The sequence below is a fragment of the Geodermatophilus sp. SYSU D00663 genome, assembly GCF_054050655.1.
This window is the reverse complement of the sequence record NZ_JBJGZT010000036.1, coordinates 1-24528: the sequence shown is the minus strand read 5'-3', so window position 1 is coordinate 24528 and position 24528 is coordinate 1. Positions and strand designations below refer to the sequence as shown.

Annotated in this window: 24 protein-coding genes and 1 pseudogene; 22 read left to right on the top strand and 3 right to left on the bottom strand. The window is 75.7% G+C overall.

The genetic code is table 11. The features are described 5' to 3' along the window. Window positions 1-3: 3 nt before the first annotated feature. The 3 genes from ispG to ACI79Z_RS21025 all read left to right on the top strand — a co-directional run bounded on the left by ispG (window position 4) and on the right by ACI79Z_RS21025 (window position 4081). Window positions 4-1179, top strand: a complete 1176-nt coding sequence (gene ispG / locus ACI79Z_RS21035) for a flavodoxin-dependent (E)-4-hydroxy-3-methylbut-2-enyl-diphosphate synthase (protein ID WP_456903804.1) — start codon at window positions 4-6, stop codon at window positions 1177-1179. A 31-nt stretch (window positions 1180-1210) separates the two neighbouring features. Then, on the top strand, window positions 1211-2062 hold the full coding sequence (locus ACI79Z_RS21030) for a GNAT family N-acetyltransferase (protein WP_387993370.1): 852 nt from the start codon (window positions 1211-1213) through the stop codon (window positions 2060-2062). A 111-nt stretch (window positions 2063-2173) separates the two neighbouring features. Next, a complete protein-coding gene (locus tag ACI79Z_RS21025; protein WP_456903801.1) occupies window positions 2174-4081 on the top strand; it encodes a penicillin-binding transpeptidase domain-containing protein in 1908 nt (635 codons plus the stop codon). 56 nt (window positions 4082-4137) lie between these two features. Here the strand turns inward: ACI79Z_RS21025 and ACI79Z_RS21020 are convergent, their stop codons facing one another. Further along, window positions 4138-4590 carry a ferritin-like domain-containing protein gene (locus tag ACI79Z_RS21020; protein ID WP_456903799.1) on the bottom strand — a complete coding sequence of 151 codons (453 nt, stop codon included), beginning with the start codon at window positions 4588-4590 and terminating at the stop codon, window positions 4138-4140. A 10-nt stretch (window positions 4591-4600) separates the two neighbouring features. Further along, the gene (locus ACI79Z_RS21015) at window positions 4601-5074 is read right to left on the bottom strand and encodes a hypothetical protein (protein WP_456903797.1); all 474 of its coding nucleotides are present in this window, start codon (window positions 5072-5074) and stop codon (window positions 4601-4603) included. A 370-nt stretch (window positions 5075-5444) separates the two neighbouring features. Between ACI79Z_RS21015 and rimP the strand changes: the two genes are divergently transcribed. The 11 genes and pseudogenes from rimP to truB all read left to right on the top strand — a co-directional run bounded on the left by rimP (window position 5445) and on the right by truB (window position 15263). Next, complete coding sequence (rimP, locus tag ACI79Z_RS21010; protein WP_456903795.1) at window positions 5445-6032, top strand: ribosome maturation factor RimP; 588 nt, start codon at window positions 5445-5447, stop codon at window positions 6030-6032. Then, window positions 6029-7162: a transcription termination factor NusA gene (gene nusA / locus ACI79Z_RS21005; RefSeq protein ID WP_387994480.1), complete on the top strand. Its 1134-nt coding sequence runs from the start codon at window positions 6029-6031 to the stop codon at window positions 7160-7162. The genes rimP and nusA overlap by 4 nt, the downstream gene beginning before the upstream one ends. 8 nt (window positions 7163-7170) lie before the next feature. Further along, the gene (locus ACI79Z_RS21000; protein ID WP_456903793.1) at window positions 7171-7554 is read left to right on the top strand and encodes a YlxR family protein; all 384 of its coding nucleotides are present in this window, start codon (window positions 7171-7173) and stop codon (window positions 7552-7554) included. Between the two features lie 94 nt (window positions 7555-7648). After that, window positions 7649-7795: pseudogene (locus tag ACI79Z_RS20995) on the top strand (translation initiation factor IF-2 N-terminal domain-containing protein); the annotation flags it as partial. 1113 nt (window positions 7796-8908) lie between these two features. Further along, window positions 8909-10741: a translation initiation factor IF-2 gene (infB, locus tag ACI79Z_RS20990; protein ID WP_387994282.1), complete on the top strand. Its 1833-nt coding sequence runs from the start codon at window positions 8909-8911 to the stop codon at window positions 10739-10741. Window positions 10742-10842: 101 nt separating this feature from the next. Next, window positions 10843-11145, top strand: coding sequence for a DUF503 domain-containing protein (locus ACI79Z_RS20985; protein ID WP_456903791.1), 303 nt, complete (start codon window positions 10843-10845; stop codon window positions 11143-11145). A gap of 108 nt (window positions 11146-11253) precedes the next feature. After that, window positions 11254-11733 carry a 30S ribosome-binding factor RbfA gene (gene rbfA, locus ACI79Z_RS20980; RefSeq protein WP_387994288.1) on the top strand — a complete coding sequence of 160 codons (480 nt, stop codon included), beginning with the start codon at window positions 11254-11256 and terminating at the stop codon, window positions 11731-11733. Beyond that, the gene (locus tag ACI79Z_RS20975) at window positions 11730-11975 is read left to right on the top strand and encodes a hypothetical protein (RefSeq protein ID WP_456903789.1); all 246 of its coding nucleotides are present in this window, start codon (window positions 11730-11732) and stop codon (window positions 11973-11975) included. The genes rbfA and ACI79Z_RS20975 overlap by 4 nt, the downstream gene beginning before the upstream one ends. A 3-nt stretch (window positions 11976-11978) precedes the next feature. Beyond that, on the top strand, window positions 11979-12989 hold the full coding sequence (locus ACI79Z_RS20970) for a DHH family phosphoesterase (protein WP_456903787.1): 1011 nt from the start codon (window positions 11979-11981) through the stop codon (window positions 12987-12989). Then, window positions 12986-14290, top strand: coding sequence for an MATE family efflux transporter (locus ACI79Z_RS20965; protein ID WP_387994296.1), 1305 nt, complete (start codon window positions 12986-12988; stop codon window positions 14288-14290). The genes ACI79Z_RS20970 and ACI79Z_RS20965 overlap by 4 nt, the downstream gene beginning before the upstream one ends. A gap of 55 nt (window positions 14291-14345) precedes the next feature. Then, the gene (truB, locus tag ACI79Z_RS20960; RefSeq protein ID WP_456903784.1) at window positions 14346-15263 is read left to right on the top strand and encodes a tRNA pseudouridine(55) synthase TruB; all 918 of its coding nucleotides are present in this window, start codon (window positions 14346-14348) and stop codon (window positions 15261-15263) included. 88 nt (window positions 15264-15351) lie between these two features. On the opposite strand, the gene ACI79Z_RS20955 is transcribed toward truB, so the two are convergent. Continuing rightward, complete coding sequence (locus ACI79Z_RS20955; protein WP_387994302.1) at window positions 15352-16032, bottom strand: HAD family hydrolase; 681 nt, start codon at window positions 16030-16032, stop codon at window positions 15352-15354. Window positions 16033-16104: 72 nt separating this feature from the next. On the opposite strand from ACI79Z_RS20955, the gene ACI79Z_RS20950 reads away from it, so the two are divergent. The 8 genes from ACI79Z_RS20950 (at window position 16105) to dapB (ending at window position 24259) form a co-directional block, all read left to right on the top strand. Continuing rightward, the gene (locus tag ACI79Z_RS20950) at window positions 16105-16428 is read left to right on the top strand and encodes an antibiotic biosynthesis monooxygenase family protein (protein WP_387994305.1); all 324 of its coding nucleotides are present in this window, start codon (window positions 16105-16107) and stop codon (window positions 16426-16428) included. 119 nt (window positions 16429-16547) lie between these two features. Next, window positions 16548-17687, top strand: a complete 1140-nt coding sequence (locus ACI79Z_RS20945) for a branched-chain amino acid aminotransferase (protein ID WP_387994308.1) — start codon at window positions 16548-16550, stop codon at window positions 17685-17687. A gap of 32 nt (window positions 17688-17719) precedes the next feature. Beyond that, the gene (locus tag ACI79Z_RS20940) at window positions 17720-18688 is read left to right on the top strand and encodes a bifunctional riboflavin kinase/FAD synthetase (protein ID WP_387994310.1); all 969 of its coding nucleotides are present in this window, start codon (window positions 17720-17722) and stop codon (window positions 18686-18688) included. A gap of 128 nt (window positions 18689-18816) precedes the next feature. Then, window positions 18817-19086 carry a 30S ribosomal protein S15 gene (rpsO, locus tag ACI79Z_RS20935; RefSeq protein WP_072920360.1) on the top strand — a complete coding sequence of 90 codons (270 nt, stop codon included), beginning with the start codon at window positions 18817-18819 and terminating at the stop codon, window positions 19084-19086. Between the two features lie 247 nt (window positions 19087-19333). Next, the gene (locus ACI79Z_RS20930; protein ID WP_387994313.1) at window positions 19334-21616 is read left to right on the top strand and encodes a polyribonucleotide nucleotidyltransferase; all 2283 of its coding nucleotides are present in this window, start codon (window positions 19334-19336) and stop codon (window positions 21614-21616) included. A gap of 40 nt (window positions 21617-21656) precedes the next feature. Next, window positions 21657-22997 carry a M16 family metallopeptidase gene (locus ACI79Z_RS20925; protein WP_456903781.1) on the top strand — a complete coding sequence of 447 codons (1341 nt, stop codon included), beginning with the start codon at window positions 21657-21659 and terminating at the stop codon, window positions 22995-22997. Between the two features lie 27 nt (window positions 22998-23024). Further along, window positions 23025-23456, top strand: a complete 432-nt coding sequence (locus ACI79Z_RS20920; RefSeq protein ID WP_456903779.1) for a VanZ family protein — start codon at window positions 23025-23027, stop codon at window positions 23454-23456. Next, complete coding sequence (gene dapB, locus ACI79Z_RS20915) at window positions 23453-24259, top strand: 4-hydroxy-tetrahydrodipicolinate reductase (RefSeq protein WP_387994322.1); 807 nt, start codon at window positions 23453-23455, stop codon at window positions 24257-24259. Before ACI79Z_RS20920 ends, dapB begins: the two co-directional genes overlap by 4 nt. The last annotated feature ends 269 nt before the right edge of the window (window positions 24260-24528 follow it).

The window sequence follows — 24528 nt, the reverse complement described above, 5'->3', positions numbered from 1 at the left end:
GTCATGGCCATCCCCGTCGCTCTCGGCATGCCCGCCGCGCCCCCGCCCGTCCTGGCCCCGCGCCGGAAGACGCGGCAGCTGGACGTCGGCGGCGTGGGCGTCGGCAGCGACTCCCCGGTCAGCGTGCAGTCGATGACGACGACGAAGACCGCCGACGTCAACGCCACCCTGCAGCAGATCGCCGAGCTGACCGCCGCCGGCTGCCAGATCGTGCGGGTCGCCGTCCCCGACACCGACGACGCCGAGGCGCTGCCGGCGATCGCGAAGAAGTCGCAGATCCCGGTCATCGCCGACATCCACTTCCAGCCGCGGTACGTGTTCGCCGCGATCGACGCCGGCTGCGCCGCGGTGCGCGTCAACCCCGGCAACATCAAGAAGTTCGACGACCGGGTCGGCGAGATCGCGAGGGCGGCCAAGGACGCCGGCATCCCGATCCGCATCGGCGTCAACGCCGGCTCGCTCGACAAGCGGCTGCTGGCCAAGTACGGCAAGGCCACCCCGGAGGCGCTGGTCGAGTCGGCGCTGTGGGAGTGCTCGCTGTTCGAGGAGCACGACTTCCGCGACATCAAGATCTCGGTCAAGCACAACGACCCGGTGGTCATGGTGCGCGCCTACGAGCTGCTCGCCGCGCAGTGCGACTACCCGCTGCACCTCGGCGTCACCGAGGCCGGGCCCGCGTTCCAGGGGACGATCAAGTCCGCCGTCGCGTTCGGCGCGCTGCTGTCGCAGGGCATCGGCGACACCATCCGCGTCTCGCTCTCGGCGCCGCCGGTCGAGGAGGTCAAGGTCGGCACCCAGATCCTGGAGTCGCTGAACCTGCGCCAGCGCGGCCTGGAGATCGTCAGCTGCCCCTCGTGCGGCCGGGCGCAGGTCGACGTGTACAAGCTCGCGAACGAGGTGACCGCCGGCCTCGACGGGCTCGAGGTGCCGCTGCGGGTCGCCGTCATGGGCTGCGTCGTCAACGGCCCCGGCGAGGCCCGCGAGGCCGACCTCGGCGTCGCGTCGGGCAACGGCAAGGGGCAGATCTTCGTCAAGGGGCAGGTCGTCAAGACCGTCCCCGAGTCGCAGATCGTCGAGACGCTCATCGAGGAGGCCATGCGCCTCGCCGCCGAGATGCCTGCCGGCGAGCAGGTCGACGCCGGCACGCCGTCCGGCCCGCCGGTCGTCACCGTCAGCTGACCCTCCCCGTCCGTCCTCCTGGGCCCGACCCGTGCTCCGCTCGCCGACCGCCCGCGTCCTCGACGAGACCGACGAGCCGGCCGTTCGCCGGCTGCTGGCCTCCGACCCGGTCGCGGCGTGCGTGCTGGCCGGCCGCGTGGAGGCGGCCGGGACCGCGCCGTCGACCCTCGGGGCGCCGCTGTGGGGGATGGGCGCCGGCCGCAGCCTCGACGCCGTCTGCCTGGCCGGGGCCAACCTCATCCCGTTCGCCGTCCCCGGCGCCGAGCGGGCCGCGGCCGAGGCGTTCGCCGAGCGCGCCCGCCGGGCCGGCCGACGCTGCTCGACGATCGTCGGGCCGGCCGCGGCCGTCGCCCCGCTGTGGGAGCTGCTCGAGCCCGCCTGGGGCCCGTGCCGCGACCACCGGCCCCGGCAGCCGCTCCTGGCCATCGACGGCCCGCCGGCGATCGCCCCCGAGCCGCGGGTCCGGCCGGTGCGCCCGCGCGAGGTCGACGTGCTGCTGCCCGCGGCGGTGGCCATGTTCACCGAGGAGGTCGGCGTCAGCCCGCTGCGGACCGACGGCGGCGTCGGCTACCGGGCGCGGGTCGAGGACCTCGTCCGCGCCGGCCAGTCGCTGGCCTGGATCGAGGACGGCCGGGTGCTGTTCAAGGCCGAGATCGGCGCGGTCTCGCGGGCGGCGTGCCAGGTGCAGGGCGTGTGGACCGCGCCGGAGGTGCGCGGCCGGGGCATCGGCGCCGCCGGGATGGCCGCCGTCGTCGAGTACGCGCGGACCATGATCGCCCCGGTGGTCAGCCTCTACGTCAACGACTACAACGCCCCCGCCCGTGCGGTGTACGACCGGGTCGGGTTCCGCGAGGTCGGCCGCTACGCCAGCGTCCTCTTCTAGGAGGACCACCCTTCCCCCCACGCCTCGCGAGCCCGGCGCGGGTCCCTGAAGGGTGGCCGTCCCAGCACGTCGCCACCGGAACGTCGGACCGTTCTGGGAGGCTGTGCCGTCGTGGCAGCACGACGCACGGCGGTCCTCGGCACGGTCCTCACCCTCCTCTCCGCACCGGCCCTCGCCGCCTGCTCCGGCAGCTCGGAGGACGACGTCCGCGCCGCCGCGCGGGCCTTCCTCGACGACTGGGCCGGGGGCGACACCGGCGCCGCGGCCGACGCCACCACCGACCCCGACGCCGCCACCGCGCTGCTCGGGCAGACCGCCACCGACCTGCCCGGGGCCACGCTCGACGCCGAGCTCGGCGACGTCACCGTCCAGGACGGCACCGCCACCGCCGGCTGGACCGCCACCTGGGACCTCGCCGCGGCACCCGACTGGACCTACGAGGCCACCCTCGAGCTGCGGGAGGGGGACGGCGACGGTGCGGGCGCCTGGCGGGTGGTCGCCGAGCCCACGCTGGTACACCCCGAGCTGGGGGAGGGCCAGCGCCTGCAGCTGACCCGGTCGCTGCCCGAGCGTGCCGCGATCACCGACGCTGCCGGCCAGCCGCTGTTCACCCCGACCGAGGTCGTCAACGTCGGCGTCGACACCGGCCAGGTCGCCGACCTGCCGTCGCTGGCCGCGGCGCTGTCGTCGGCCACCGGCGTGCCCGCCGAGGAGATCACCGCCGACGTCCAGGCCGCCCCGGCCGGCCAGTTCGTCCCCGTCATCACCCTGCGGCGGCCGGACTTCGAGGCCATCCGCGCCCAGGTGTTCGACCTGCCCGGCGCGGTCTTCCCCACCGAGACGCGGCTGCTCGCGCCGTCGGCCCGGTTCGCCTCCGCGCTGCTCGGCCGGGTCGGGGCGGCCACGGCCGAGGTGCTCGAGGAGACCACCGGGGACGACGAGGCGGTGTACGCGGCGGGGGACCAGCTCGGCCTCTCCGGCCTGCAGCGCGCCTACCAGGAGCAGCTCACCGGCACCCCCGGCTTCACCGTCTCGGTGGTGAGCACCGACGAGTCCACCGGCGACGCCGGCCAGGAGGTCGGCGCCGTCGCCCCCGTCCCCGGCCGGCCGATCCGGACTCCGCTGGTCCGCGCGCTGCAGGACGCCGCCGACGGCGCCGTCGCCACCCAGCCGCTGGCGACCCACCTGGTCGTGGTCCGGCCCGGCACGGGCGAGGTGCTCGCCGTCTCCTCGAACGAGGCCGCGGCGGCCGGCAACGCCCTGACCGGCCAGTACCCGCCGGGCTCGAGCATGAAGACGATCACGGCGACCGCGCTCCTGTCCGCCGGCGCGCTGACCCCGGACACCCCGGTCCCCTGCCCGGGGACGACGGTCGTCGAGGGCCGCGAGTTCGAGAACCAGGACCAGTTCGACCTCGGCACCGTGCCCTTCACCGAGGCCTTCGCCCAGTCCTGCAACACCACCTTCATCCAGGCCGGCCTGCAGCTGCCCGACGACGCCCTGGCCGCGGCGGCCGCCTCCTACGGGGTGGGCAGCGACTGGCAGCTGCCGGTCGACGTGTTCAGCGGCAGCGTCCCGGCCGACGCCACCGGCACCACGAAGGCCGCGGACGCGATCGGCCAGGGCCAGGTGCTCGTGAGCCCGGCGCAGATGGCGCTGGTGGTCGCGGGCGTGGCCGGCGGCACCCCGGCCGCCCCGGTCGAGGTGGTCGGCGCCGACCCGGCGGGCCCCGCACCGGCCGGCCCGGGCCAGGCGGTGCTCGACCAGCTCCGGCCGATGATGCGCCAGGTCGTGCTGACCGGGACCGCGCAGGCACTGGCCGACCGCGGCGAGGTCTACGGCAAGACCGGCACCGCCGAGTTCGGCAGCAACACCCCGCCGGACGCGCACGGCTGGTTCACCGGTTACCAGCTCGGCGGCCCGCAGGGCGACATCGCGTTCGCGGTGCTGGTCGAGGGCGGGCAGTCCAGCAGCGCCGCCGTCGCCGTCACCGACGCCTTCCTCGGCGCGCTGGGGTGAGGACCTCCCTGCCCCTCGCAGGCCCGCGGCGGGCCCCTGCGGGCAGGCCGGGGAGCTCAGTCGAGACCGGGCAGGGCCGACGTGACGGGGGTGCGGCCGGCCGCGGCGCGCCAGGTCACGGCGCGCTCCTCGCCGGCGCCCAGGGAGTCGACGGCGAGCTGCCGCACCCGGGGCTCCTCCGCGGCGTCGAGCAGCGCCACCCAGGCCGCGGAGACGCCGTCCTCGAGCACGACCGCCAGGGCCGCGGCGTCGACCGGCGAGAGCACCGGGAAGGGCAGCTCGTAGCCGGCCTCCGCGGGTACCGGGTCGGCGCCGCGCTCGTCGAGCAGCTCCGCCAGGCGGTCGCGGGAGTCCCGGTGGGCCTGCTCGGCGTCGGCGGCGGGCGACCGGCCGTCGGCCGGCAGGGCGGCCCCGACGACGCCGTACCCCCACACCGCCGCGTGCTCGGCGGCCACCACCGCGCGCAGCGCGGTGTCCTCCGCGCTCCCGGCGGTCCCGTCCTCGGTCACTGCGGCCCCCTCACGCCAGCGCGGCGGCGTGCCCGCGCAGCCCCGCCGCGATCGACCCCAGCAGCGCGGCCCCGGCACCCGAGGCGTCCACGCAGGCGGCCGCGTGCGCGGCGGCCGCGGCGCCCACCTGCTCGCGCAGCCACGCGCGCAGGTCCCCGCCCGCGGGCGGGGACGGCGGGGCGGACGACGACGGGGTCGCCCCCGGCGCCGCCGCGCGCAGCCGCGCCAGCTGCTCCTGCGCCTGCCCGGTCAGGTCGGCGATCGTCCCGCCGAACGCGGGGTCCGCGGCGACCGCCGCGTCGTAGGCGGCCACCACCGCCTCCTGGACGGCGACCTGGCGGGCCAGCCGATCCTGCGCCGCCGTCTCCTGCGCCGTCTGCCCGGGGTCGCCGGAGGTGCAGCCGGCCAGCAGCAGCGCCAGCCCCGCCGTGCCCGCGAGCAGGCGGCGGCGCGGGAACCCGGCGGGGGCGGGGGAGACGGACATCGCCCGCCATCCTCCCAGGAGCCGCCCCGCCCGCCCGGACGGCTCCCGGGCGCGTCGGGACCCCGGGGAGGTCACCCGCCCGAGCGGCCGGGCCCCGGTCCCCGGTGGAGCGGTAGCCTGACGACTCCCCGGGTACGCCGCGGCCGGTGCCGCGCGAGCCCGCGCCACCGGGCGCGGCCCCGGACGGTGCGGTCCGCCGAGCACGAGCTCCGACCGGTTGCAGGAGGGGAGGGAGCCCGTGTCCGCGAGGGGACGGCAGGACCCGGCCGCAGGGTCACGGCAGGACCCGGCCGCAGGGTCACGGAATGACCCGGCCGCAGGGTCACGGCAGGACCCGGCCGCCACACGGCTGGCCGGCTGGATCGAGCCCGTGGTGGGTGCCGCCGGCTACGACCTCGAGGAGCTCGTGGTCACGCCCGCCGGCCGGCGCAGCGTCGTCCGCGTGGTCGTCGACCGGGACGAGGGCGTGTCCCTCGACGACGTCGCCGAGGTCAGCCGGGCGGTCTCGGCCGTCCTCGACGAGAACGACGGCGAGCTCGGCCGCGCCCCCTACGTGCTCGAGGTGACCAGCCCCGGCGTCGACCGGCCGCTCACCGAGCCGCGGCACTGGCGGCGCAACACCGGCCGGCTGGTCACCGTGACCGTCGGCCCGGCGGGGGCGGCCGAGCAGGTGACCGGCCGGGTCACCGCCGTCGACGACGAGGGCGTGACCCTCGCCGTCGAGCCGAAGGCCAGGCCCGGTGCCCGCAAGCGGCCGCCGACGCCCCGGCAGGTGCCCTGGGCCGAGCTCGGCTCCGGCCGGGTGCAGGTCGAGTTCGGCCGCCCGGGCAAGGACGACCCGGCGCACGACCCGGCGGACGACGCGGCGGACGACCCGGACGACGTGCTCGACGTGCACGACGACGTGGACGACGACGAGGGCAACGACGAGGGCGACGACGACGGAGGAGGACAGTGAACATCGACGTGACCGCCCTCAAGGCGGTCGAGCGGGAGAAGGGCATCCCCGTCGACACGGTCATCGAGGCCCTCGAGACGGCGCTCGTGACCGCGTACCGCCACGCCGACGGCGCGGCCAAGCACGTGCGGGTGCACGTCGACCGCAGGACCGGTGAGGTCGCGGTGCTCGCGCAGGAGCTGGGCCCCGACGGCGAGGTCGTGCGCGAGTGGGACGACACCCCCAGCGACTTCGGCCGCATCGCGGCCAGCACCGCCAAGCAGGTCATCGTCCAGCGGCTGCGCGACGCCGAGCACGAGCAGACCTTCGGCGAGTACGCCGGCAAGGAGGGCGACATCGTCAGCGGTGTCGTCCAGGCCGACGCCCGCCGCAACGCCCAGGGCGCGGTCCTGGTCGACATCGGCAAGGTCGAGGCGGTCCTGCCCGCCGCCGAGCAGGTCCCCGGCGAGAGCTATCCGCACGGCAGCCGGCTGCGCGCCTACGTCGTCTCCGTGTCGCGCACCCACCGCGGCCCGCAGGTGACCGTCTCGCGCACCCACCCGAACCTGGTGCGCAAGCTGTTCGCCCTCGAGGTCCCCGAGATCGCCGACGGCAGCGTCGAGATCGTCGCCGTCGCCCGGGAGGCCGGGCACCGCTCGAAGATCGCCGTCCGCACCTCCGTGCCGGGGCTCAACGCCAAGGGCGCCTGCATCGGCCCGATGGGGCAGCGGGTGCGCAACGTCATGAGCGAGCTGCACGGCGAGAAGATCGACATCGTCGACTGGTCCGACGACCCGGCGACCTTCGTGGCCTCCGCGCTCAGCCCGGCCCGGGTGAGCAGCGCCACGCTGGTCGACCCGAAGGCCAAGGCGGTGCGCGTCGTCGTCCCGGACTTCCAGCTGTCGCTGGCCATCGGCAAGGAGGGGCAGAACGCCCGCCTCGCCGCCCGGCTCACCGGCTGCCGGATCGACATCCGCAGCGACGCCCGGCCCGACGACGCCACCCCCTCGCCCGGCGTGGGGCGCCCGCCGCTGCGCTCGGGCCCGCCACCGGTCCGCGCCGGCACCCCGGGCGGGCGGCCGTCCCCCGGTGGGGGCGGGCTGCGGTCCGGTCCGCGGCGTCCGGAACAACGGGGTCCCGCAGCGCGCTAGAGTGACGGGTGGCCGAAACGTCGATCCCGGTGCGCACCTGTGTGGGCTGCCGGGAGCGCGCTCCGGTCACCGACCTGCTGCGTGTCGTCCACCGGTCCGGGACCCTCGTGCCCGATCCGCGACGGCGGCTCCCCGGCCGGGGCGCGTCCGTGCACCCCACCCCGGAGTGCCTCCACGCAGCGGAGCGACGCCGGGCCTTCTCCCGGGCACTGCGCCTCCCGCGCGGTGCCGCGGTGGAGGCCGGTCCGCTCCGGACCCACGTCCTCGGCGCCTCCGCGCCGGGGGACCCGGGCCCGGGACGGGCGACAGCGGACGAACGACAGACCGCACTTCCCACAGACGGACCGGCAACCGGCCGGTCCGCACGTCGAGAGCAGGACGTCGTCGGATGAGTCAGCCGTGAAGTCCCCACGATGACAAGCCAGACCATGCACTACTGACAACGAGGTCGCGCGGGCGAGCCGCCGGCCTCACAAGAGGAGATCCGTGCCAGGCAAAGCCCGCGTCCACGAACTCGCCAAGGAGTTCGGGGTCGACAGCAAGACCGTGCTCGCCAAGCTCAAGGAGCAGGGCGAGTTCGTGAAGTCCGCCTCCTCGACCGTCGAGGCCCCCGTGGCCCGGCGGCTCCGGGAGGCCCTCGGCGCGTCCACCGGCGGCAACGCCGGCGGCGGCAACGGCGGCGGTGCCCCCGCCCGTCCCGCCGCCCCGCGCCCGGCGGCGCCCTCGCCGGCCGCGTCGGCCCCCGCGCCGTCGCCCGCCCCGCGTGCGCCGCAGCCCCCCGCCGCCCCGTCCGCGCCCGCGCCGTCGGCCGGCCCGACGCCGGGTCCGCGGCCCGGTGCCCTGCGTCCGGGTGCGCCGACGCCAGGCCCGCGTCCGGCCGCGCCCCAGGCTCCGGCCGCGGCTGCGCCCCAGGCTCCGGCCGCGGCCGCGCCCCAGGCCCCGGCCGCGGGCGCGCCCCAGGCCCCGGCCGCCGGCGCGCCGACCCAGCAGCCGGCCGCGCCCTCGGGTCCGCGTCCGGCCGCGCCGGGCGCCCCGCGTCCGGGTGCGCCCGCGCCGCGTCCGGCCGGTGGCCCCGTCCCCGGTCCCGCGCGTCCGGGTGCCCCGCGCCCGGCGGCTCCCGGTGGGGCCCGTCCCGGCGGTGCCGCGCCCGGCGCCCCGGGTGCCGGCCCGCGTCCGGGCCCGCGTCCGGCCCCGCGGCCGGGCAACAACCCCTTCAGCAGCGCCCCGCGTCCGGGTCCGGCTGCCGGTGGCCCGCGTCCGGGCCCGGCGGCGGGTGGCCCGCGTCCGGGTCCCGGTGCCGGCGGTCCGCGCCCGGCACCCGGCGCCGGTGGTCCCCGTCCCGGTGGCCCGCGTCCGGGTCCCGGTGCGGGTGGTCCGCGTCCCGCGGCCGGTCCGGGTGGTCCCCGGCCGAACCCGGGCATGATGCCGCCCCGGCCGAACCCGGGCATGATGCCGCCGCGTCCGGCCGGTGCCGGCCGTCCCGGCGGCCCCGGTGGTGCCGGTGGCCGCGGCCGTCCCGGTGGTCCCGGCGGCGGTGGCGGTGGCGGTTTCCGTCCCGGCGGCGGTGGCCCCGGTGCCGGTGCGCCGGCCGGCGGTGGTTTCCGCGGCGGCGGCGGCGGCGGTGGCCGCGGCCGTGGTCGTGGCGGCTCCGGTGCGGGCACCGCGGGTGCCTTCGGGCGTCCGGGTGGCCGCGGTCCGGTCCGCGGGCGCAAGAGCAAGAAGCAGCGGCGCCAGGAGTTCGACCAGATGGCGGCGCCCAGCATGGGCGGCGTCAGCCTGCCCCGCGGCAACGGGCAGACCGTCCGGCTGCCCCGCGGCGCCTCGCTGACCGACCTGGCCGAGCGCATCGGCGCCCAGCCGGCCGCGCTGGTGACCGCCCTGTTCCACCTGGGCGAGATGGTCACCGCGACGCAGTCGGTGAACGAGGACACGCTGCAGCTGCTCGGTGCCGAGATCGGCTGGAACATCGAGGTCGTCAGCCCGGAGGACGAGGACCGCGAGCTCCTCGAGACCTTCGACCTGACCTTCGGTGACGAGGGCGACGAGGAGGACTGGGAGACCCGTCCGCCGGTCGTCACGGTCATGGGTCACGTCGACCACGGCAAGACGAAGCTGCTCGACGCCGTCCGCAACACCAACGTGGTGGCGCGGGAGGCCGGCGGCATCACCCAGCACATCGGCGCGTACCAGATCGCCACCGAGCTGGACGGCCAGGAGCGGGCGATCACCTTCATCGACACCCCGGGTCACGAGTCGTTCACCGCGATGCGTGCCCGTGGCGCGAAGGTCACCGACATCGTCGTCCTGGTGGTCGCCGCCGACGACGGCGTCATGCCGCAGACGGTCGAGGCGCTCAACCACGCCCAGGCCGCCGAGGTGCCGATCGTGGTCGCGGTGAACAAGGTGGACAAGGAGGGGGCCAACCCCGCCAAGATCCGCCAGCAGCTCACCGAGTACGGGCTGGTGGCCGAGGAGTACGGCGGCGACACGATGTTCGTCGACGTCTCGGCGGTCACCCGGCAGGGTCTGGACGACCTGCTGGCGGCGATCCTGCTCACCGCGGACGCCGCGCTCGACCTGCGCGCCAACACCGAGATGGACGCCCAGGGCGTCGTCATCGACGCCAAGCTCGACCGTGGCCGTGGCCCCGTCGCCACGGTGCTGGTCCAGCGCGGCACCCTGCGGGTCGGTGACTCGCTGGTCGCCGGTGACGCCTTCGGCCGCGTGCGGTCGCTGCTCGACGAGCACGGCGCGAAGCTCAAGGAGGCCACGCCGGCCCGCCCGGTCCAGGTCGTCGGTCTCACCTCGGTGCCGCGTGCCGGTGACACCTTCCTCGTCGTCGAGGAGGACCGGGTCGCCCGGCAGATCGCCGACCGGCGGCAGGCCCGCATCCGCAACGCGCAGAACGCCTCGATGCGCAAGCGGATCAGCCTCGAGGACCTCGACGCCGCGCTGAAGGAGAACCGCCAGCTCAACCTGATCATCAAGGGCGACAACTCGGGCACCGTCGAGGCGCTCGAGGACGCGCTCATGAAGATCGAGGTGAGCGATGACGTCTCGCTGCGGGTCATCCACCGCGGCGTCGGCGCGATCAGCAAGAGCGACATCGACCTGGCGCTGGCCGACGACGTCATCGTCATCGGCTTCAACGTCCGGGCCGAGGGCCAGGCCACCGAGCTCGCCAACCGCGAGGGCGTCGACGTCCGGTACTACTCGGTCCTCTACTCGGCGATCGAGGAGATCGAAGCGGCCCTCAAGGGCATGCTCAAGCCGGAGTTCGAGGAGGTCGAGCTCGGCACGGCGGAGATCCGCGAGGTCTTCCGGGTGCCGCGCATCGGCAACGTCGCGGGCTCGATCGTCCGCAGCGGCACGATCACCCGGAACTCGAAGGCCCGGGTCATCCGCGACGGTGTGGTGATCGCCGACAACCTGACGGTCGAGTCGCTGCGCCGCTTCAAGGACGACGTCACCGAGGTCCGCGAGGGCTACGAGTGCGGTATCGGCCTGGGGTCGTTCAACGACGTCAAGGTCGAGGACGTCATCGAGACCTTCGAGGTCCGCGAGAAGCCGCGCGACTGACGAAGGGCCCCCTCGCCCCCCACCACTCGCAGGCTCGTGGCGGGGCCCTGCGAGGGGGCCACACCGGCACGTGATCGACGTCGTCAGGCACCAGGGAGGCGGTGAGCGTGTTCACCGGCACGCTCACCGCCGACCTGCTGCTGGGCGACGTCCACTCGCTCAAGGGCAAGCGCGCCGTGGTCCGGCCCATCGTGGCCGAGCTGCGGCGCCGCTTCGCCGTGGCCGCGGCCGAGGTGGGCGACGTCGACCTGCACCGCCGCGTGCAGGTCGGCGTCGCCACCGTCGCGGGGGACGCCGGCCAGGTGACCGACGTCCTCGACGCCTGCGAGCGGTTGCTGGCCGAGCGGCCGGAGGTGACGCTGCTGTCGACGCACCGGCAGCTGTTCTCCGACACCGACGCCTGATGAAGGACCCCCTCGCCCCCACCCCTCGCAGGCTCGGGGCGGGCCCCTGCGAGGGGGCCGCCCACTGTCCACCGGCGTCCTCGACGCCCCGACCCCCGGAGGTCCGCCGTGGCCGACCCCGCCCGCGCCCGCAAGCTCGCGGTGCGCATCCGACAGATCGTCTCCGCCGCGATCGAGTCCCAGATCAAGGACCCCCGGCTGGGCATGGTCACCGTGACCGACGCGCGGGTGACCAGCGACCTGCGCGAGGCCACCGTCTTCTACACCGTCTACGGCGACGCCACCGCCGTCGCGGACTCCGCCAAGGCGCTCGCCTCGGCCACCGGGGTGCTGCGCTCGACCGTGGGCCGGCAGACCGGCATCAAGTTCGTGCCGACGCTGACCTTCGTCGCCGACCACGTGCCCGACACCGCGCGCGAGCTCGACGAGGCCCTCGAGCGGGTCCGGCACGCCGACGCCGAGCTCGCTCGCCTACGCGAGCACGCCACCTACGCCGGCGAGGCCGACCCCTACCGGCACCCGGAGGAGGACGACGAGACCTCCGACGCCGACGTCAGCACGTCCCCCGAGCACAGGAGTGCCTCGTGAGCGAGAACGACCCGGACCCGCACCTCCCCGGGGAGGGGCAGGGCCGCTCGGAGCTCGGCGGGCGGGCCGAGCCGAACGCCGGCGACCCCACCGACGGCGGCCGCGAGGGCCAGATCGGGGCGGTGCCCTCCATCGCGGAGGACGAGCCCGACGACGGCGGCCCGCCGCTGCCGCCCGGGGGCGGGCGGGTGACCGAGGACTGCAACGCACCCCCGGTGGCCGATCCCGGCCCCGACGCCTGACCCGTGACCGCGCCGACCGCCGGGGTGCCCCTGCGCACCCCGGCCGCCGTGCTGGCCGCGGCCGCCGACACCGGCGCCACCGTCGTGCTCAGCGGGCACGTGCAGCCCGACGCCGACGCGCTGGGCAGCACCCTGGCCCTCGCCGAGGGGCTGCGCCGCCGCGGCGCCCGGGTGACCGCCACGTTCCCCGGCCGCCCCGTGCTGCCGGACTCGCTCGGCTGGCTGCCCGGGACCGAGGGCCTGGTGCCCTCGACCGCCGTCCCCGCGTCCCCGGACGTCTTCGTCAGCCTCGACGCCGCCTCGCCCGCCCGCCTGGGCGAGCTGGCCGCGCTGCTCGGCGACGCCGGCACCTCCGTCGTCGTCGACCACCACGCGAGCAACCCCGGCTTCGGGGACGTGCGGCTGGTCGACCCGGCCGCCCCGGCGACCGTCGTCCTCGTCGCCGGCCTGCTCGACGAGCTCGGCGTCGCCCTCGACGCCGGCCTGGCCACGGTGCTGTACGCCGGCCTGGCCGCCGACACCGGCTCCTTCCGCTTCAGCAGCACCCGGCCGGACACCCACGTGCTGGCCGCCCGGCTGCTGTCCACCGGCATCGACCACGCGGCCATCAGCCAGCGGCTGTTCGACACCGCCCCGTTCGGCTGGCTGCGGCTGCTGTCGGCGGTGACCGGGCGGGCGGTGCTCGAGCCCGGCGTCGGCGCCGGGCTGGTGTGGACCTGGTCGAGCACCGCTGAGGCGGCCGAGCACGGCCTGCCCGGCGAGCAGCTCGAGGCGCTGGTCGACGTCGTCCGGTCGACCGCCGAGGCCGACGTCGCCTGCGTGCTCAAGGGGCAGGACGACGGCTCGTGGGCGGTGTCGCTGCGCTCGCGCGGCGGCACCGACGTCGCCCGTGTCGCGATGGCGCTGGGCGGCGGCGGGCACCGGGCCGCGGCGGGCTTCACCTCGCACCTGGACCGCGAGGCGACGATGGCGGCGATCCGTGCCCTGGTGTCGTCCGCGACGACGGCGCGGTGACGGAGCGGGCGCCGTCCGTCCTGGGGCTGGCCGTCCCGGCGCTGGTCGTGCTGGCCGCCGAGCCGCTGTACCTGCTGGTCGACACAGCGGTCGTCGGCAACCTGGGTACCGTCCCCCTGGGCGGGCTCGCCGTCGGCGGCGGGCTGCTGGCCTGGGCGGCCGCGCTGCTCAACTTCCTCGCCTACGGCACCACCGCCCGCGCCGCCCGCCGCGCCGGGGCCGGGGACCGCGCCGGGGCGGTCGCCGAGGGCGTGCAGGCCACCTGGCTGGCGCTGCTGCTCGGCGCCGCCGTCGTCGTGCTCTTCCAGCTCCTGGCCGGCCCGCTGACCCGCGCCCTGGCCGGCGGGCCCGGAGAGGTGGCCGCGGCGGGGGAGCAGTGGCTGCGGATCGCCGGCTGCGGCGCGCCGCTGCTGCTGGTGTCCCTGGCCGGCAACGGCTGGCTGCGCGGCGTGCAGGACCTCCGCCGGCCGGTGCGCTTCGTGCTCGCCGGCAGCCTGCTGAGCCTGGTGCTCTGCCCGCTGCTGGTGCACCCGGCCGGCCTCGGGCTGCCCGGCTCCGCGGTGGCCAACCTCGTCGGCCAGTCGCTCACCGCGTCGCTGTTCGTGCGGGCGCTGCTGCGCGAGGGCGCCGACTGGCGGTTCCGGCCGGCCGCCGTGCGGGCGCAGCTGGTCCTCGGCCGCGACCTGCTGCTGCGCGCCACCGTGCTGCAGCTGGCCTTCCTGGTCGCCGCCGGGGTCGCCGCGCGCGCCGGGCAGGCGCAGCTCGGCGCCCACCAGATCGCGCTGCAGCTGTTCCTCTTCCTCGCGCTGGTCCTCGACGCCTACGCCATCGCCGCGCAGACGCTGGTCGGCCACGCGCTCGGTGCCGGCCGGCCCGGCGAGGCCCGCGCCACCGCCCGCCGGGTCACCCTGTGGGGCCTGGGCACCGGCGTGCTGGTCGCCGTCGCGCTGCTGGCCGGCCGCGACCTGCTCGTGCCGCTGTTCAGCGGCGACCCCGCCGTCCGGGAGCAGGCGGAGCTGGTCTGGTGGTTCCTCGCCGGGTTCCAGCCGCTGGCCGGGGTCGTCTTCGCCCTCGACGGCGTGCTCATGGGGGCGGGCGACGTCGCCTACCTGCGCACGGTCACCGTCGGCGCCGCGCTGGTCGGCTTCCTGCCCCTGTCGCTGCTGTCGGGACCGCTGGGCTGGGGGCTGGCCGGTGTCTGGACCGGGCTCACGGCGTTCATCGCGCTGCGGCTGGTCGCGGTGCTCGCCCGGGTGGCGGGGGACAGGTGGCTGACCGCGCCTGCGACGGTGGGGGCGTGAGCTCACCCCACGACGACGCTCCGCCGGCGCTCCACGTCTCCGCGGGGACCCCGGCATGAGCCGCCGCCGCGCCGCCGACGCCGACGTCACCCCGGGGATCCTGCTGGTCGACAAGCCCGGCGGGATGACCTCGCACGACGTCGTCGCCCGGGCCCGGCGGGTGCTGTCGGTCCGCCGGGTCGGCCACGCCGGCACCCTCGACCCGATGGCCACCGGTCTGCTCGTGCTCGGCGTCGGGTCGGCGACCCGGCTGCTGGGCCACCTGGGCGGCTCGGACAAGGTCTACGACGCCACGATCCGTCTCGGGCAGACCACCGTGACCGACGACCGCGAGGGCGAGGTCCTCACCACCACCCCCGCCGGGCACCTCGACGACGACGCGATCCGCGCGGCGCTGGCCGCCCAGACCGGCCCGCTGCTGCAGGTGCCCTCGTCGGTCAGCGCGGTGAAGGTCGGCGGCCGCCGCTCCTACGACCGCGTCCGGGCCGGCGAGGAGGTCGTGCTCGAGCCCCGCCCGGTCACCGTGCACCGCATCGACGTGCACCGCGTCGACCGGACCGGGCCCGGCCTGGTCGACGTCGAGGTCACCGTGTCCTGCTCCGCCGGGACGTACGTCCGCGCCATCGCCCGCGACGCCGGGGCCGCGCTCGGCGTCGGCGGGCACCTCACCGCGCTGCGCCGCACCGCCTCCGGCCCGTTCACCACCGCGCAGGCCGCCCCGGTCGAGGAGGCCGCGGCCGCGCTCGCCGCCGGGGGCGGGCCGGGGACGCTGACCCTCCCCGAGGCCGCGACGGCGATCTACCCCGAGCGGCGGCTCACCGACGACGAGGCCCGCGCCCTCGGGTACGGCCAGCGGGTCGCGGCGACCGGGCGGCCGGGGCTCAGCGCCGCCGTCGACCCGGCGGGCCGGCTGGTCGCGCTCGTCGAGGACGCCGGGTCCACCGCCCGGGTCGCCGTCGGCTTCCCCGGGTGACGGTCTGGAACGGCTCCCGTGCAGGGGCCCTCCGCCTGCGCGTGCGAGGCGTGGGGGCACGGGGGTCCTCCGCCTAGTCCCGGACGAGCTAGTCCCGGACGAGCTTGCCGATCAGCGAGTCGTCCAGGTGGTCGAGGAGGTCGGCGGGGTCGTCGTACACCTCGTCGGCGCCGGCGTCCTCCAGCTCGGCGCGGGAGATGCCGCCGCAGGTCAGCGCGATGCACGGCAGCCCGGCGTCGCGCGCGGACCGCACGTCCCAGACGGTGTCCCCGACGACGACGGTGCGCGCGGCGTCCAGGCCGTGCTGGTCGACGGCGGTCTGCAACAGGTCCGGCGCCGGCTTGGCCGCCTCGACGTCGGCCGAGGAGGTGGCCCCGTCGACGACGTCGTCGCCACCGATCGCCGGCACCATCCACTCCAGGTCCGAGTCCTTGCCGCTGGTGGCCAGCACCACGGCCAGCTCCCGCTCCCGGCACGCGGCCAGCAGCTCGTCGACGCGCGGGAAGGCGGTCACCAGCTCGCGCAGCGGCTCGTAGCGGCGGGTCTTGGCGTCGGACACCTCGCCGGCGTCGTCGGCGTCCTCACCGAGGAGGTGGGTGACCAGCTCCTCGCTGGCGATGCCGATCGCCCGGTGGCAGTCGGCCATCGACACCTCGGGGTGCCCGGTGTCGCGGAACGCCTGCCACCAGGCGAGGACCTGCAGGTAGTTCGTGTCGAGCAGGGTGCCGTCGACGTCGAACAGCACGCCGGGCCGCGGAGCCGGGGTCATCGGGCCATCCTGGCCCGGCCCGCGGGAGGCCGCAGGGGATTGACGGTCCCCGCGGGCGGGAAGGGGGCTGCCATGAGCGTCGTCAAGATCAACGCCATCACCGTGCCGCCGCACATGCAGGAGCGCTTCGAGGAGCGCTTCCGCGGCCGCGCCGGCGCCGTGGAGAAGACCCCGGGCTTCGAGTGGTTCGAGCTGCTGCGGCCGCTGGAGGGCACCGACCAGTACCTCGTCTACACCCGGTGGGAGAGCGAGGAGGCCTACCGCTCCTGGGAGGACGGGCAGGACTTCGCCCGCGCCCACGAGGGCGGGGGTGACGAGCTCGCCCCGGCGGCCAGCGACTCGCAGCACCTGTGGTCCTACGAGGTCGTCGAGAGCTCGGCGCCGGACCGGCCCTGACCCGCGCGGGCGACGGCGGCGGTCGGCTCCCGGCAGCCGCCGGGCCCGGGGCTACTGTGAGCGGAGGGGCGGCCCCGACGCCGCCCCGGCCGCAGACGGAGCACGCGCAGGTGGGAGCCATGACCGACACGCTCGCCGACAGCAGGACCACGCCCCGGGTCTTCACCGAGGGCGTGCCGGTGACCGTGGAGGACGTGACCCGCCGCCCGGCCGCCGAGCGCCGGGCGGTGCTCGCCGACCCCGGCTTCGGCCGGCACTTCACCGACTCGATGTTCGTGGCCCGCTGGACCGCCGGCCGCGGCTGGCACGACGCCCGGCTCACCGCGTACGCGCCGCTGCAGGTGGACCCGGCCACCGCCGCGCTGCACTACGCGCAGTCGATCTTCGAGGGCCTCAAGGCCTACGCCCAGCCCGACGGCAGCGTCGCGACCTTCCGGCCCGAGGCCAACGCGGCCCGCTTCGCCCGGAGCGCCCGCCGGCTGGCGATGCCGCCGGTGCCCGAGGAGGCGTTCATCGCCGCCGTCGACGCGCTCGTCGACGCCGACCGCGACTGGGTGCCCACCGGCCCCGACCAGACGCTGTACCTCCGGCCCTACCAGCTGGCCACCGAGCCCTTCCTCGGCGTGCGCCCGGCCAACGAGTACCTGTTCCTCGTCATCGCCAGCCCGGCTGGCGCGTACTTCCCGCGCGGCGTGCACCCGGTGAGCGTCTACCTGTCCGAGGACTACATCCGGGCCGCGCCCGGCGGCACCGGCGACGTCAAGTGCGCCGGCAACTACGCCGCCAGCCTGCTGGCCCAGGAGCAGGCCATCGCCGCCGGCTGCGACCAGGTCGTCTGGCTCGACGCGCTGGAGAAGCGCTACGTCGAGGAGATGGGCGGGATGAACCTGTTCTTCGTCCTCGGCTCCGGCGACGACGCCGAGCTGGTCACCCCCGAGCTCACCGGCACGCTGCTGCCCGGCATCACCCGCGAGTCGCTGGTCACCGTGGCCCGCGACCGCGGCATGCGGGTGACCGAGCGCCGGTTCAGCGTCGACGAGTGGCGCTCCGGCGTGGCCGACGGCACGGTCACCGAGACCTTCGCCTGCGGCACCGCCGCGGTCATCACCCCGGTCGGCGAGGTGAAGGCGCGCACCGGCGACTTCACCGTCGGCGACGGGACGCCGGGGCCGGTGACCATGGGCCTGCGCGAGCACCTGCTCGACATCCAGCACGGCCGGGTGCCCGACACCCACGGCTGGCTGCACCGGGTCGCCTGAGCGACCCGGCGGCGACACGGGGGAGCGGGCGGGTGCGGCACTGGCGTGGGCTGGCCGACGTCCCGGCCGACCTGGGCCGGACGGTGGTCACCGTCGGCATGTACGACGGCGTCCACCGCGGCCACCAGCAGCTGATCGGCACCGCCGTCGCCCGCGCGCGGGCGCTGCACCGGCCGTGCGTGCTGGTCACCTTCGACCCGCACCCGACCGAGGTCGTGCGGCCCGGCTCGCACCCGGCGATCCTCACCTCCCTGGACCGCAAGGCCGAGCTGGTCGCCGGGCTCGGCGTCGACGCGATGTGCGTCATCCCGTTCACGCCCGAGTTCAGCCGGCTCACCCCCGAGGAGTTCGCCCACGGCGTGCTCGTCGAGGACCTGCACGCCGCGGCGGTCGTCGTCGGCGAGAACTTCACCTACGGGCACAGGGCCGCCGGGAACGTCACCACGCTGACCCAGGAGGGCCGCCGGTTCGGCTTCGCCGTCGAGGGGATCCCGCTGGCCGGCGACGCCTCCGCCGACGGCGAGGTGACGATCTCCTCGACCTACATCCGCGCCTGCGTCGCCGCCGGGGACATGGAGAGCGCGGCGCGGGCGCTGGGCCGCCCGCACCGGGTCGACGGCGTCGTCGTCCGCGGCGACCGGCGCGGCCGGGAGCTCGGCTACCCGACGGCGAACGTCGAGTGCCCGCCGTACACCGCGATCCCCGCCGACGGCGTCTACGCCGGGTCCCTGGTCACCCGCGACCCCGCCGGGCGCACGCTCGACAGCCGCCCCGCCGCGGTCTCGGTGGGCACCAACCCCACCTTCCAGGGCTCCCGGCGCACCGTGGAGGCCCACGTCCTCGACTTCGCCGGCGACCTCTACGGCGAGCACGTCGGCGTCGAGTTCGTCTCCCGGCTGCGCCCGATGACCGCCTTCGCCGGGGTCGACGAGCTGGTGACGGCCATGGCCGCCGACGTCGTCCGCACCCGCGCCGTCCTGGGGCTGCCCCCCGCCGGGTGATCACCGCGGCGGGCCCCCGCCGGCGCGCTGGTAGCCTCGCAGGTGTCGGGCCCCGCCCGACGTGTGTGCACACCTGCCCCCGTGACCCAGACCGGGGGCCACACCCGACCTGGCCAGGAGGCCCGCCCATGGCGCTCGACAGCGCGACGAAGCAGCAGATCATGACCGAGTACGCGACGGTCGAGAAGGACACGGGCTCGCCCGAGGTCCAGGTCGCGATGCTCACCCGCCGGATCAGCGACCTGACCGAGCACCTCAAGCAGCACAAGCACGACCACCACAGCCGGCGCGGCCTGCTGCTGCTGGTCGGCCGCCGTCGCCGGCTGCTGAACTACCTGGCGAAGACCGACATCAACCGCTACCGCTCGCTCATCGAGCGGCTCGGTCTGCGCCGCTGACCCAGAGGGGACCGTCCCGCCCGGGACGGTCCCCTCTCTCGTGGGGCACCCGCCCCACGGGACCCCCGGCGCCCCGCCCGCGCACCCCGACGCCGGCCGGTCCTCGGTGGTGGCCCCCGGGAATGCCCCTCCACGGGAGGGGGAACGACCCCCGTGGGCTTCGATCGAAGACCGGTCACCCGGGAGCAGTCCGGCGCAGGACGCCACGAAGAGGACGTCGCCGCATGCGACGTAGGAAGAGGACGACGTGTCCGCACCCACCACCCAGGGCAGCATCGCTGCCGAGTACGACCCCGAGGACGGGGTCACCACCGCCACCGCGGTCATCGACAACGGCAGCCACGGCAGCCGCAGCATCACCTTCGAGACCGGGCGGCTGGCCAAGCAGGCCGCCGGCTCGGTCGTCGTCAGCATGGGCGACACCATGCTGCTGTCGGCCACCACGGCCAGCAGGCAGCCCAAGGAGCACTTCGACTTCTTCCCGCTGACGGTCGACGTCGAGGAGCGGATGTACGCCGCCGGGCGCATCCCCGGCTCGTTCTTCCGCCGCGAGGGCCGCCCCAGCGAGGACGCGATCCTCACCTGCCGGCTCATCGACCGGCCGCTGCGGCCGACCTTCGCCAAGGGCCTGCGCAACGAGGTCCAGGTCGTCATCACCGTGCTGTCGCTGGACCCGGCGCACCTCTACGACGTGCTCGCCATCAACGGCGCGTCGGCGTCCACCCAGCTGTCGGGCCTGCCGTTCTCCGGCCCGGTCGGCGGCACCCGCGTCGCCCTGGTGGGCGGCCAGTGGATCGGCTTCCCCACGCACGCCGAGCTCGAGGACGCCGTCTTCGACATGGTCGTGGCCGGCCGCGTGCTCCCCGACGGCGACGTCGCGATCATGATGGTCGAGGCCGAGGCCACCGAGAAGACGATCGAGCTGGTCCGCGGCGGCGCCACCGCGCCGACCGAGGAGGTCGTCGCCCAGGGCCTCGAGGCCGCCAAGCCCTTCATCAAGGCGCTGTGCGAGGCGCAGACGGCGCTGGCCGAGAAGGCCGCCAAGCCGGTCGCGGAGTTCCCGCGCTTCCTGGACTACCAGGACGACGTGTACGCCGCCGTCGAGTCCGCCGCCCTCGAGCGGCTGACCGAGGCGCAGGCCATCGCCGGCAAGCAGGAGCGCAACGACGCCACCGACGCGCTCAAGGACGAGGTCGCCGCCTCGCTGGCCGAGCAGTTCGCCGGCCGCGAGAAGGAGGTGTCGGCCGCCTTCCGCGCCGTCACCAAGAAGGTCGTCCGGCAGCGCATCCTGCGCGACAAGGTCCGCATCGACGGCCGCGGCGTCACCGACATCCGGCCGCTGTCGGCCGAGGTCGAGGTCGTCCCGCGGGTGCACGGCTCGGCGCTGTTCGAGCGCGGCGAGACCCAGATCCTGGGCGTCACCACGCTGAACATGCTCCGCATGGAGCAGCAGCTCGACACGCTCTCGCCCGAGACGCGCAAGCGCTACATGCACAACTACAACTTCCCGCCGTACTCCACCGGCGAGACCGGCCGCGTGGGCTCGCCCAAGCGCCGCGAGATCGGCCACGGCGCGCTCGCCGAGCGCGCCCTGCTGCCGGTGCTGCCCGACCGCGAGGAGTTCCCCTACGCGATCCGGCAGGTGTCCGAGGCGCTGGGCTCCAACGGCTCGACGTCGATGGGCTCGGTCTGCGCCTCGACCCTGTCGCTGCTCAACGCCGGTGTGCCGCTGCGCGCCCCGGTCGCCGGCATCGCCATGGGCCTGGTCTCCGACGAGGTCGACGGCAGGACCGAGTACGTCGCGCTGACCGACATCCTCGGCGCCGAGGACGCCTTCGGCGACATGGACTTCAAGGTCGCCGGCACCAAGGACTTCGTCACGGCCCTGCAGCTGGACACCAAGCTCGACGGCATCCCGTCCGACGTGCTCGCCCAGGCGCTGACCCAGGCACGCGCCGCCCGTCTGCACATCCTCGACGTGATGAACGAGGCCATCGACGGCCCCGACGAGATGAGCCCCTACGCCCCGCGCGTGACCACGGTGCGCATCCCGGTCGACAAGATCGGCGCGGTCATCGGCCCCAAGGGCCAGATGATCAACTCGATCCAGGACGAGACCGGCGCCGAGATCACCATCGAGGACGACGGCACGATCTACGTCGGCGCCTCCGACGGCCCGTCGGCCCAGGCCGCGGTCGACCGCATCAACGCGATCGCCAACCCGCAGATGCCGAAGGTCGGGGAGCGCTTCCTCGGCACCGTCGTCAAGACGACGCCGTTCGGCGCCTTCGTCTCGCTGCTGCCGGGCAAGGACGGCCTGGTGCACATCAGCAAGCTGGGCGGCGGCAAGCGGATCGGCAAGGTCGAGGACGTCGTGAACGTCGGCGACAAGCTGCAGGTCGAGATCACCGACATCGACGCCCGCGGCAAGATCAGCCTGGTCCCGGTGGCCGCCGAGGGCGAGGGCGAGGGTGCCGCCGCCGGCGACGGCGCGGCCCCGGCCGACGCCCCCGCTCCCGCGGAGGCCTGACACGGTCGCCGAACCGACGCCGACCGGGGCCGGGGCCGGCGTGGGGTCCACCGACCTCACGTCCGCCCCGGCCCCGGTCGGTGTCGCCCGCGTCATCGACGTCGACGAGGTCGGCGGCCGGGTCGAGCGCACGGTGCTGCCCGGCGGGCTGCGCGTGCTCACCGAGACGATGCCCGGCGTCCACTCGGCCACCCTCGGCATCTGGGTGGGCGTCGGCTCCCGGGACGAGACCGACCGGGTCGCCGGCGCCTCGCACTTCCTCGAGCACCTGCTGTTCAAGGGCACCCGCAGCCGCAGCGCCCTGGAGATCGCGACGGCGATGGACGCCGTCGGCGGTGAGATGAACGCCTTCACCGCCAAGGAGCACACCTGCTACTACGCCAACGTGCTCGCCAGCGACCTCCCGCTGGCGGTCACGCTGCTCGGCGACCTGGTGACCGAGGCGCTCAACACCGCCGAGGACCTGGAGTCCGAGCGGACGGTGGTGCTCGAGGAGATCGCCATGCGCGACGACGAGCCCTCCGACCTGGTGCACGACCTGTTCGCCGAGACGCTGTTCGGCGGCACCCCGCTGGGCCGATCGGTGCTCGGCACCGTCGAGTCGATCGAGGGGCTGACCCGCGACGACGTCGACGGCTGGTACCGCTCGCGCTACTCCGTCCCCTCGATGGTGGTCACCGCCGCCGGCCGGGTGGACCACCAGCAGGTGGTCGACCTGGTGACGGCGGTCTTCGGCGACCGGCTGTCCGGTACGGCGTCCCCGGCACCGCTGCGCCGCGGCGAGGAACTGGTCCCCGGCCGCCCCGCGCGGCCCGCCGGGCTGGTCAGCCGGAAGACCGAGCAGACGCACCTGCTGCTGGGCAGCCTCGCGCTCAGCCGGTTCGACGAGCGGCGCTACGCCGCCGCGGTCCTGGAGACGGCGGTGGGCGGCGGGATGAGCTCGCGGCTGTTCCAGGAGATCCGGGAGAAGCGCGGCCTGGTCTACAGCGTCGGGTCGGCGCTGACCTCCTACGCCGGCACCGGCGCGTTCTCCGTCTACGCCGGCTGCGCCAAGAAGCGGGTGCCCGAGGTGCTGCGCCTGGTGCGCGAGGAGCTGGCCCGGGTGGCCGCCGAGGGGCTCACCTCCGAGGAGGTGGCCCGCGGCCGCGGTCAGCTGCGCGGCGGGACGGTGCTCGGCCTCGAGGACACCGGTTCGCGGATGAGCCGGCTGGGCAAGAGCGAGCTGTCGTACGGGGAGTACGTCCCGGTGCGCGAGGTGCTCGACCGGATCGCCGCGGTCGACGAGGGGCAGGTGCGCGCGGTCGCCGCGGACCTGCTGGGCCGGGAGACCTGCCTCGCCGTCGTCGGCCCCTACCGGGAGTCCGACCTCGACCGGCTCTGACCCCGCCCAGCCCGACCCCGGAGACCGATGACCGACCCGAGTCCCTCCCCGGCGTTCCGCGTGCACGGTGCGCTGTCCCGCGGCGCCTTCGCGGTGACGGTGCTCGTCTCGCTCGCCGTGCTGTTCGCGCCGGCCTCCGACGTCCCCGCCGCCCCTCCGGGCGTGGACAAGCTCGTCCACCTCGCGCTGTTCCTGGCGCTGGCGCTCGCCGGCCGGTGGGCGGGGACGCGGCCGGGACCGCTGGCGGTGCTCCTGCTCGCCTACGGCGCGGTCAGCGAGGTCGTCCAGGCGGTGACGCCGCTGCAGCGCTCGGGCTCGGTTCTCGACTGGCTCGCCGACGCCGCCGGCGTCGCGCTCGGCCTGCTGCTGTGGGCGGTGGGGGAGCGCCGGGCCGCCCGGGTGACCGGTGCGGAGGCCGTCTTGCATCGGGACGGGCCGCCGGGAAGCCTGACCCGGTGACCACGAGCACCCCCGCACCCCACCAGCAGGCGACCGGCGCGACCACGGGCGAGCCGCCCCGGATCTCGGTCGGTGTGCTCGGCGCCCGGGGCCGGATGGGCACCGAGGTGGTGAAGGCGGTCAACGCCGCCGACGACCTCGAGCTCGTCGCGATGGTCGACGAGGGGGACTGGCTGTTCAACGTCGCCGACGCCGGCGCGCAGGTGGTCGTCGACTTCACCCGCCCGGACGTCGTCATGGACAACATCCGGTTCTGCATCGACCAGAACATCCACTGCGTCGTCGGGACGACGGGCTTCGACGAGCAGAAGCTGGCGACGGTCGCCGAGTGGCTGGAGCCCAAGCCCGAGGTGGGCGTGGTCATCGCCCCCAACTTCGGCATCGGCGCGGTGCTGCTCATGCGCTTCGCCCAGGAGGCCGCGCGCTTCTTCCCCTCCACGGAGATCGTCGAGCTGCACCACCCGAACAAGGTCGACGCACCGTCGGGCACCGCCGTCCGCACCGCGCGCCTCGTGGCCGCCGCACGCCGGGCGGCCGGGCTGCCGGCGTCGCCGGACGCGACCACCGACTCGCTGCCCGGTGCCCGCGGTGCCGACGTCGAGGGCATCCCGGTGCACGCGGTGCGGCTCACCGGCCTGGTCGCGCACCAGGAGGTCCTCATGGGCGCGGCGGGGGAGACCCTGACGCTGCGGCACGACTCCTTCGACCGCGCGTCCTTCATGCCCGGCGTCCTGCTCGCCGTCCGCGAGATCGGCGCGCGGCCGGGGCTGACCGTGGGGATCGAGACCTTCCTCGGTCTCTGACCGCCCGTGACGGGGTGTGACCGAGACCCCGTGTGCACGCCCGCCGGGAGTCGTGTACTGTTCTCTTCGCGCCGGACGAGCCCGCGAGGGCCACGGAGGAGCACCCGAGCGGTGCAGGACTCCGGAGCCGGCGTAGAGTAGGACAAGCAGCCACCGAGGAAGCCCGAGAGGGTCGAGTTGGTGTGCGTCCGCTCCTTGAGAACTCAACAGCGTGCCGAAAGTCAGTGCCAAGTAATACCCCGTCCCGGGCTTCACGCCTGGGTGGGATT